At 38.0% G+C, this 9,788-nt stretch carries 11 protein-coding genes; all 11 read left to right on the top strand.

Going from position 1 to position 9,788, the window contains the following annotated elements; translation table 11 throughout:
- The first annotated feature begins 157 nt into the window (after positions 1 to 157).
- On the top strand, positions 158 to 658 hold the full coding sequence (locus tag FC27_RS11115) for a hypothetical protein (RefSeq protein ID WP_010625469.1): 501 nt from the start codon (positions 158 to 160) through the stop codon (positions 656 to 658).
- Positions 659 to 789: 131 nt separating this feature from the next.
- A complete protein-coding gene (locus FC27_RS11120; RefSeq protein WP_010625468.1) occupies positions 790 to 1,476 on the top strand; it encodes a response regulator transcription factor in 687 nt (228 codons plus the stop codon).
- Between the two features lie 4 nt (positions 1,477 to 1,480).
- Positions 1,481 to 2,614: a sensor histidine kinase gene (locus FC27_RS11125; RefSeq protein WP_010625467.1), complete on the top strand. Its 1,134-nt coding sequence runs from the start codon at positions 1,481 to 1,483 to the stop codon at positions 2,612 to 2,614.
- Positions 2,615 to 2,616: 2 nt separating this feature from the next.
- A complete protein-coding gene (locus tag FC27_RS11130) occupies positions 2,617 to 3,855 on the top strand; it encodes a D-alanyl-D-alanine carboxypeptidase family protein (protein WP_010625466.1) in 1,239 nt (412 codons plus the stop codon).
- Between the two features lie 9 nt (positions 3,856 to 3,864).
- Positions 3,865 to 5,394 carry a UDP-N-acetylmuramoyl-L-alanyl-D-glutamate--2,6-diaminopimelate ligase gene (locus tag FC27_RS11135; protein WP_010625465.1) on the top strand — a complete coding sequence of 510 codons (1,530 nt, stop codon included), beginning with the start codon at positions 3,865 to 3,867 and terminating at the stop codon, positions 5,392 to 5,394.
- A gap of 2 nt (positions 5,395 to 5,396) precedes the next feature.
- Positions 5,397 to 6,134, top strand: a complete 738-nt coding sequence (locus FC27_RS11140) for an aspartate/glutamate racemase family protein (protein WP_010625464.1) — start codon at positions 5,397 to 5,399, stop codon at positions 6,132 to 6,134.
- 70 nt (positions 6,135 to 6,204) lie between these two features.
- Positions 6,205 to 6,828, top strand: coding sequence for a hypothetical protein (locus tag FC27_RS11145; RefSeq protein WP_010625463.1), 624 nt, complete (start codon positions 6,205 to 6,207; stop codon positions 6,826 to 6,828).
- A gap of 96 nt (positions 6,829 to 6,924) precedes the next feature.
- A complete protein-coding gene (locus tag FC27_RS11150) occupies positions 6,925 to 7,797 on the top strand; it encodes a metal ABC transporter solute-binding protein, Zn/Mn family (RefSeq protein WP_010625462.1) in 873 nt (290 codons plus the stop codon).
- A 4-nt stretch (positions 7,798 to 7,801) separates the two neighbouring features.
- The gene (locus FC27_RS11155) at positions 7,802 to 8,461 is read left to right on the top strand and encodes a metal ABC transporter ATP-binding protein (RefSeq protein WP_010625461.1); all 660 of its coding nucleotides are present in this window, start codon (positions 7,802 to 7,804) and stop codon (positions 8,459 to 8,461) included.
- A 9-nt stretch (positions 8,462 to 8,470) separates the two neighbouring features.
- Entirely contained in the window at positions 8,471 to 9,268 is a 798-nt protein-coding gene (locus FC27_RS11160; protein ID WP_010625460.1) for a metal ABC transporter permease, read from the top strand.
- A 19-nt stretch (positions 9,269 to 9,287) separates the two neighbouring features.
- Positions 9,288 to 9,755: a GtrA family protein gene (locus FC27_RS11165; RefSeq protein ID WP_010625459.1), complete on the top strand. Its 468-nt coding sequence runs from the start codon at positions 9,288 to 9,290 to the stop codon at positions 9,753 to 9,755.
- Positions 9,756 to 9,788: the final 33 nt, after the last annotated feature.

Below are 9,788 nucleotides of genomic sequence, written 5' to 3' on the forward strand. Positions count from 1 at the left end.
ATACCAGAAAGTTTAGACCCGCAAAAAATCAATTTTTGCTTGAATCTTTTTCTATATTTAGGTGCAAAAACAGAGTGCAATTCTTTGCGGCGTCGTTATTTTCTTCTTATAATTGGGTTGCTAAAGGACTGACTTTAGTTAACAATGGGGGTCAATAATGAACGCAAGAAAATCGATGATGTATATGATTATGTATTTCTTCGTCCAATTATTGTTTTCTGTGGGGGTTCTACAAGAGCTTGTTATCACGAACGTGATAGCACAAAAATTGCTAAGTGGTTTAAATTTGGATTCTTTTCTCGTTTTGATGGAAGCTGACCTAATTGTTACCATTGCGGTATACATTAGTGTTTTGAACTTGTATGGAGCGACCAGTTTAATGCTACGGATCATTCATATTCCTGATTTTCATGAAATCGACAACTTCGTCTTTAACAGTCTGTTTCTAAGTGTGATCATGGCAGCAGTGGTTGGTCTGTTTTTGAATGTCATCATACCGTTCAAATGGATCACTTTGATCTATCCACTGACGGTCACGCTAGCTTTCACCACTTTTTATACGACCCGTTACCAAGGTAAACGCGTCACTTACTTACCTGTAATGACAGTTTCTCTAGCTGCAGCTTTTTTGATCTATTTTTCATTAGTTAACCTCTAGAAACTTTTTTTCTAAATAATGGTTGTTTTTGACTGGTTAGAACTAGGTTTAGACCAGTTAGGAAATAGGTCGATGGTTATTGTATAATGATGATATAAGTATCAAAATTGTGTGGTAGGTGAGGGTTCTATATGAAGATTTTAGTAGTTGATGACGATAAAGAAATCGTAGAGTTACTTAGTATCTATATCAAAAATGAGGGCTATGAACCAATCACGGCTAATTCTGGTCAAGAAGCGCTTGATGCATTGGCTCAACACAGTGACATTGCCTTGATGGTTTTGGATATCATGATGCCTAATATGGATGGGATCGAAGTTACTAAACGTGTCCGCAAGGATTCGGAGATTCCAATCATCATTGTTTCAGCCAAAACCACTGACATGGACAAGATCCAAGGGTTGATCACAGGAGCTGATGACTACGTTACTAAGCCATTTAATCCTTTGGAGATCATGGCTCGGATCAGATCATTGTTAAGACGTAGCGCACAACAAACCTCTAAAAATGTTCCAGATAAACTGGAGATCGGGCCAATTACCATCTATAAAGACTCACATGAAGTAGTGACTGAATCTGGTAATAAAGTTCAATTGACAGCTTTGGAGTTCGGAGTCTTGTATTTACTAGCAAGTCATCCAAACCGAGTCTTTTCAGCTGATGAGATTTTTGAACGTGTTTGGAAACAAGAAAGCGTCGTTTCTGCTAAAACAGTTATGGTGCACGTTTCTCATTTACGTGACAAACTCGAAGAAGCTACTGATGGCGAAAAGGTCATCGAAACTGTCTGGGGCGTAGGTTATAAAGTGGAGGTTTAATTTCTTGGATAAACAAATTAAACTGAATGATAAAGAAAAAGGTGTCCTCCTAATTGAAGGAATAGGCACCTTTCTTTTATTTCAGGTCATAAATGTAATTTTAGTAATGGCATCAAATTTATTTTTTGGCAATAATGGTCAGAAAAACTTTTTTGCTTTAATTCAAATGGACATGACACATCTTAGCTTTTTGCGAGTGGTCCTATTATTTGCTTTGGTCCTGATTTTGGAACTTTTCATATCTTTTCATGTGGTAATGAAATCATATCGTCAGTTTCAAATGAAATATATCGAGCGAGAATTGTCTCGAATCGCATCAAGTGATCTCAATCAAAAAATTGAGTTGCACGTCAATCATAATCTGCAAGGGGTCGTCGACAATATCAATTCGCTGATTGCCAATACAAATGAGCATATCACCGAACAAAGACGCTCTGAGGAAAGCAAAGATGAACTGATAACTAATGTCAGTCATGATATTAGAACACCATTGACATCAATCATCGGTTATTTAGGATTGATCGAAAGTCGAAATTATGAAGATTTAGACCAAATTTTAAAGTATACTCATATTGCGTACAATAAATCTCTTGATATGCAAACGTTAGTCAACGACTTATTCGAGTACGCCAATGTCGAGCACGCTAACAGTTCATTAACGATGACCAAGTTTGATATGGCACAAATGCTCGATCAGTTGTCAGCCGATTTCGAACTGGAAGCCAACAAACGAGGGATGGAAATCGTCGTTAAAGCTGAGCCTGAAAAAATCCTTATGTCAGGTGATACTGATAAATTAGGCCGTGTCTTCAATAATCTGATCATGAATGCTTTCAAGTATGGGAAGGGTGCGACACATCTGTGGTTAAATGCAAAGCAGACGCCACAAGAGGTGGTTGTTAGCGTGGCTAACAACGGCAAACCAATTCCCAAAGAATCCTTGAAAAACTTGTTCGATCGCTTTTATCGAGTCGAAGACTCCCGGTCAAAAGAGACTGGAGGAACTGGATTAGGTCTAGCAATTGCCCAAAGCATGGTCAAAATGCATGGTGGTAAGATCGAAGTCCAATCTAATAAAGAGCGAACAGCATTTATCATTCATTTTCCGACGAAAAAGCCCAAAAATAGCGAGGAATAAGAATGAAGAAGTTCTTGAAAAAAATAGTAATCTTATTAACAGTGCTATTGTGTATACCGATTTTTAATATTCAAACTGTCCAAGCAGATACCACTAGTAAACCTGATTTGAATGCCAGTGCGGCCTTAGCTTGCGATGAAAAAAGTGGCCAAGTCTTGTATTCAGAAAATCCTGATAAGAAGGTAGCTATCGGGTCGATCACCAAAGTCTTGACCTTGTATCTAGTTACCAAAGCAATCCATGAAAATAATTTGAAATTCAGTGACAAGTTGAAACCGACTAAAGAGCAGGCAAAGATGACTCAACATGATGAGCTAACAAATGTTAGTTTGGATGCTAACAAAGAGTATACGGTCGAGCAATTATACCAAGCAGCTTGGATCGTTTCATCTAATTCGGCAGCGATGATGCTGGCTCAAAAAGTCGGTGGAACTGAGACCAATTTTATTAAATTGATGCGTAAAACACTTAAAAGTTGGGGTGTTAAAGATGCTGAAATCTACAACGTTTCAGGATTAAATAATTCTTACTTATCTAAAGGGATGTATCTTGGAAAATCTAACAGCGAAAACAAACTTTCAGCCAACGATATTGCTATAATAAGTAAGCATATACTAGATGAGTATCCTGACATCCTAAAAACCACTTCAAAACCAGAATTAGTTTTCCCAGCGGGAGAAGGGTCCAAGACTTATAAATCCTTGAACCTCTTACTGAAGGGAAATCGTGATTATCAAGCAGGATATGAATTTGATGGCTTGAAAACTGGAACGACTAAGCAAGCTGGCGATTCATTCGTTGGGACTTATCCGATCCACAACACTCGAGTCGTCACAATCGTGATGGATGTTAAGGGTCAAGATAATGACAAGGATAAGCGCTTCAGAAGTACTCAAAATTTGGCTCATTACGTCAATGACCACTATGATTACCAGACGGTTTTGAAGAAGAATCAGGAGATCACGGTGACCAAGCAACAAAAATATAAGACTTATCGAGCTGTGAAACTTTGGTTGCCACACGACTACAATGCGGAATCACTTATCTATAAGAAAACCAAAAATGCTTTAGGATTTAACGCCTCACAGGGTAAGAAGCAAGTTAAATTGACGATTCAAAATATCCCTGGTGGCTATATCAACTATCCGTCTGTTCAACACAAAATGAAAAAAATCGTCCCCCAAAAGGCCAAACCTTCATTTTGGGACAATATTACTAACTTTTTCAAACATCTGTTTTAGGAGATAATTATGAGTTTAGAAATCAATCAGGCAATCAATATTCTTAAACAACATGATTTACTAGTTTCAAGCGTCGTTTCTGATCCTACCAAGTCAGTCACGAATATTTCTTATAATTCGCAAGAAGACCAGACTGATGGGATCTTTTTCTGCAAAGGAACTAATTTCAAAGCAGAATATCTGCAACAAGCGATTGCGTCCGGAGCAGCCATTTACGTGGCCGAAAAAGAATTCGACGACACGATCGACCGCTTGATCGTCAAAGATGTTCAAAAAGCCTTGGCACTGCTGAGTGCCGCCTATTTTGGCAACCCTGAGAATGACTTGTTCATAATTGCTTTTACAGGGACAAAAGGTAAAACAACGACAGCTTACTTCATTTATGACATCTTAAAAGAAGTCTATCCACAAAAGGTCGCTTTGTTCTCGACCATCGATCGAGTAGTCGGGCCCAAGCCTGAAGACAAATTCAAATCAGATTTGACGACACCAGAATCGTTAGAACTATTCCGTGACATGCGAAAAGCCGTCGATAATGGCATGACTCATTTAGTCATGGAAGTTTCTTCCCAAGCTTATAAGAAAAACCGTGTCTATGGTTTGACTTTCAATATCGGCGGGTTCTTGAATATTACTCCTGACCACATTGGAGTTAATGAGCATCCTACTTATGCAGATTATTTATATTGTAAGAAGCAGTTACTGATCAATTCCAAGATCAATATCATCAACCGTGATACGGATGACTTTGACACGGTTTATGAAGCAGCTCGTCAGACTAGCTCTGATGCCGATATTTACTTGTTTGGTCGAGACGACACAAAAGACCGTTTAGACTTCCTGCTAGAAAGTAAAGAAGCTACCTTAAAAGATAGTATTTTTAGTCTCAAAGCTTTGAATGATAAAGCCTCTAATTTAGGTATCGCTGGTGACTATAAGCTTGGACTAGTTGGTGATTTCAATGAGATCAACGGAACGGCGGCTGTTATCGCAACAGGTTTATTAGAGACTCCGGTCAAAGATATTTACAATGGTTTGCAAGGCGCCCACGTCCCTGGCCGCATGGAACATATCACTACTAAATCTCATGGGATAATCTTTGTCGATTATGCACATAATTATGCAAGTATGAAAGCTTTGCTGGGATTCTTAAAATCAGAATACCCTCAATCCAAATTAAAGGTAGTTGTTGGTAGTCCTGGTGACAAAGGGATTTCAAGACGGGCAGGTTTCTCAAAAGTTTTGACGGAATTAGCTGATGAAGCAATTTTGACAACTGATGACCCAGGCTTTGAAGAACCAGCTGATATTTGCCGTGAAATTGACAAAAAAATCGACCATACGAAAGTTAAAACCAAGATCGTGCTCGATCGCAAGAAAGCGATTCGAGAGATGATCTCTGAAAGTGAGAATGGTGATATTATCATTCTGGCTGCTAAGGGTGACGATGCTTATCAAAAGACGCGAGGAGTCAATGTACCTTACCCAACTGATCCAGTTGTGGCTAAAGCATTTTTGAAGGATATTGAAGGAGAATAAGCATGAAAAATTTTTTTACGATTATTGGCGGTATGGGAACCTTAGCCACTGAAAGTTATATGCGGATTTTGAATCAACGAACAAAGACTACCAAAGACCAAGATTATTTAGATTATATTATTGTTAATCATGCTACTGTTCCTGACCGAACGGACTATATCATTGATCACAGTAAGCCAAGTTTTTTGCCATCGTTGGTAGAGGATGTTAAACAGCAGAGTTTACTTCAACCAGTATTTATGGTTATAATTTGTAACACGGCTCATTATTTGTATAAAGAAATCCAAGCTGCCACTGATATTCCAATCATTCATATGCCCCATCTAGCAATCACGACTATGAAGAAGCAATATCCTCAAGCTAAGAAGATTGGCTTGATTGCAACGAAAGGAACTTTAGCAGACCACATTTATGAAAACGAGATCAAAGAAGCTGGTTTCAATATTTCGTTAGGTGATCAAGCGGTCCAAGATGAAGTCGAAAGCTTGATTTATGACGATATCAAAGTCAACGGTAGTGTCGATAAAGAGAAGTACCATCACATCTTGAATACGATGCATGATAAATTCAATTGTGATGTGATTGTTTTAGGATGTACTGAACTTTCATTGGCACAAGAAATGGCTCCAGACCACGGATATGACGTGATTGATGCCCAAAGTATTATCGCAGACAAGTCAATCGAATTAGGCTTAAAGCTACGAAAAGGCGAGGAAATCGATTTTTCTAAGATTTATTAATGATATCAGACATTATCTTGAGGAAAAATCATAACCCCCTTATAATCAAATTACAGGAGGTACTGATACCATGTTTAAACAATTATCATTGACAGCCGTATTATTAGCAGGAATAGTATTAGCAGGTTGCTCAAACAATCAATCTGCCGATTCATCACAATCGAAAGATCAAACAGAACAAACACAAAAGAGTACAAAATCAGCAGATTCCAATAAAAATAAAAGTGCTGATGACGAATCTGATTCAACTGCAAAAAATAAAAGCACTTCCGATTCAGATACTGAAAATAATGGCGAAAGTAATGGCAGTGAAAGTAGCGATAGCAATGATACAGCTACAAAGAGTGGTTCAAGTACTGCCGAAAACGATGCAAGTACACCTTCAAATGGCAATAGTTCAACTGGATCAAACAGTAATCAAACAAGTACTAAATCCAATGGAACCTCTGCAACTCAGGGTGATGCCAGTTCTTCAAATGCTAAGACAATCAACTCAGGTAGCGATGCTACAACTTATCTAGGTGATCAACTAGCATCCACATATGATCGGACTACGACCCAATATGTATCTAATGGTAAGATCACTTGGAATAATACTGACGGTTACCAAGTCAATATCTATACTAAGGGCTCAGATTCACCAGCTGGAAGTTACTTAGTAACAACTAGCGGACAATATTTCCAAATTTGGTAATAAGTCACTAATAAAAAAAGATAATTATTATATTAAGAGGTCTGGACTTAGTCTTGACCTCTTAAATTTTGAAAAAATATCCTTAAGAAGGCCGTAATGAAAAATAAAAAGTATCTTTTATCAATCATAATTTTGTTAATAGCGATTTTAGCAGGGTGCGGTCGGAATAACTCTGAAAAAAATGTCATAACCACAACAGTCAATACGTACAATGAACCAGTCAAAAGCATAGTCGGAAATAAATATCACGTCGAGTCGATCATTAAGTCAGTCAATGTCGACCCCCATAGTTTTTCGCCATCAACTAACAATTCCAAGCAAATTGCCGATTCAAAATTAATTGTCAGCAATGGCTTAGGTTATGACGATTGGGTCAATAAAATGGTCGCAGCTAATAGTCAGCAAAAGAATCTGATTGATTTTGGCAATGTCTTAGGTAAGAAAAATGGCGACAACGAACATATCTGGTTTGGTGTCGATCATATGAAGAAATTGGTGAAGGCTGTTTATCAGCATATGATAAAGGTTGACTCAGATAGTAAAAATTACTATTATGGTAATTATACTAAATATTTGAAGAAGCTTGATCAATTATCTGACCGGGAAAAATCTTTGAAAAAGTACTCGCAAGGGAAAGTTGCATATGTCACTGAGCCTTTGCCAGACTATCTTCTAGATGATCTCGGGGTAAAGGTTGCTGACGAACATTTTGCAAAGGCAATCGAAGATGACACCGACCCATCGATCAAAGATGTCAATGATATGGAACAAGGGATGCGTGATCATAAGGTTGATTTCTTAGTAGTCAACAAACAAGTCACTAGCAGTATTATTACCAAGATGATCAATACTGCAAAGGCTAATGATATCCCAATCGTTTATTTCACCGAGACATTGCCGAGTGATCTCGGATACTATGATTGGATGACAGATAATCTGAATCAAATTGAGAAGGTAGTTAAGGAGTAGCGCTGTGATCGAAGTTAAAAATTTGACTAAGAGTTTTGGCAAACAAGTCGTTTTTAAAGATATCAATTTCAAAATTGCTGATGGTGAATTTGTCAGCATTGTTGGTCGTAATGGTGCTGGTAAGACGACCCTCGTCAAGATACTTATGGGTCTAGAGAAAAAGACCAGTGGCGAGATCGTTATGGGACACAAAAATCAAATCGGATACGTCCCACAGTTTAGAAATATTGATTTGGATTATCCACTGAACATAGAACAGTTTATGCGACTAAACTTAAAATTTACTTTAAATCCGCAAAAAAGACGTCATGATTCAGAAGAAGTGGAACGGATCTTACAACAAACTAATTTATCAGAGATCCGCGATCGTCCTTTAGGACTGGCCTCTGGTGGTGAAAAGCAAAAGGCTTATTTGGCCCAAGCCTTAGTTAACCGTCCGGAAATTTTGATTTTGGATGAATCAACAGCTAGTCTGGATGTCGATGTAAAGATCCAATTAATGGATTTAGTTTCTGAATTGAATAAAAAACACGGCCTGACGGTTTTATTCATCACCCATGATTCAGAATTGACCAAACGTTATACCAAAAGAGCTCTATTGTTTGAAAATAAATCAGTCGAGTCGATCGATGTAAATCAAATCGCCGAAGATATGTTTGAGTAGGAGGAAAACATGTTTGAATATGAATTTATGCGCGAAGCCTTTATTGCTAGTACTTTCATTGCAATAACCGCCGGAATCGTAGGAGTTTTTGTTGTTTCAAGAAATATGTCCTTCTTATCTCATACGTTGTCAGAAATTGGTTTTGCTGGGGCTGCTTTTGGGATATTAGTAGGTATCTCCCCATTGGCCGGAATGATTTTGTTTACCCTAATCAGTTCAATTGCCGTTGGTAGCTTAAGTACTGAGTCCTCACGAAGAGAAGCGTCCATTAGTGCCATATCATCGCTATTCATTGGTTTAGGAATCTTATTCCTTTCACTATCTTCGGAATCGAGCTCATATGCCACAAATATCCTTTTTGGTAGTATAGTTGGTATCAGCGCTAAGGAAGTTACGCAATTAATGTTTTTAGCCATATTTGTAATCGTGGTCTTTATCATTAGCTACAAGCCGTTGACGTTTGACTCGTTCGATCACATCGGAGCCCAAGCTTCAGGTTTAAATACTCGTTTACTATCTGTGGTATTTCTGATAACCTTAGCATTGAGCGTCAGTATTGGTGCCCAGATCGTTGGTTCATTGCTAGTCTTCGTTCTGCTAACTTTGCCTGGCGCTACAGCTAGATATTTGGTACACTCTGTGCCAAAGTTACTTATGATTTCAGTTGGTTTGTCGCTGGCAGGCGTTTGGTTAGGATTGTACTTGGCATTCGTCACTAATTGGCCAGTAACATTCTTTATTTCAGCCTTCGAAGTAATTGCTTATTTCCTAGGTCTATCCTACAAAAACTGGAAATTAAGTCACTAGGGAGAATCGAACAAAACTAATGAAAGAATTATGGAATAAATACAAAGATACGATCCCATATTTATTTTTTGGAGTGCTGACGACCTTAGTCAACATTGGACTGTTCACGTTGTTTGCATATCCAATGAATTGGAATTATCAAATCGCTAACGTCGTAGCTTATTTCTTGTCGGTGGTCTTTGCATATGTGACTAATAAATTGTGGGTCTTTAATTCACACACGAATACATGGAAAGCATTTATGCTTGAAATGGGATCATTTTTCCTATTTCGAGCTGGTTCATGGGTGATCGACCAAGGCATAATGACGATTGGTGTAACATTGTTGGGACAAAGTAAATTTATCGTCAAATTGATTGCTAACGTAGTAGTGGTCATTTTGAATTATATCTTCAGTAAGTTCATAATTTTCCGTAAAAGAGAAAAATTCGATCAAGCCGATAAAAGAGCTTCGGTTGAAAAAGAAGAAAGTATTAAAGCAAAATAAGACTGTGAATTGGGGCTCTAAGTCAAATCGTAT

Origin of the sequence: Companilactobacillus versmoldensis DSM 14857 = KCTC 3814 (genome assembly GCF_001434295.1) — a bacterium.
GTDB lineage: Bacteria > Bacillota > Bacilli > Lactobacillales > Lactobacillaceae > Companilactobacillus > Companilactobacillus versmoldensis.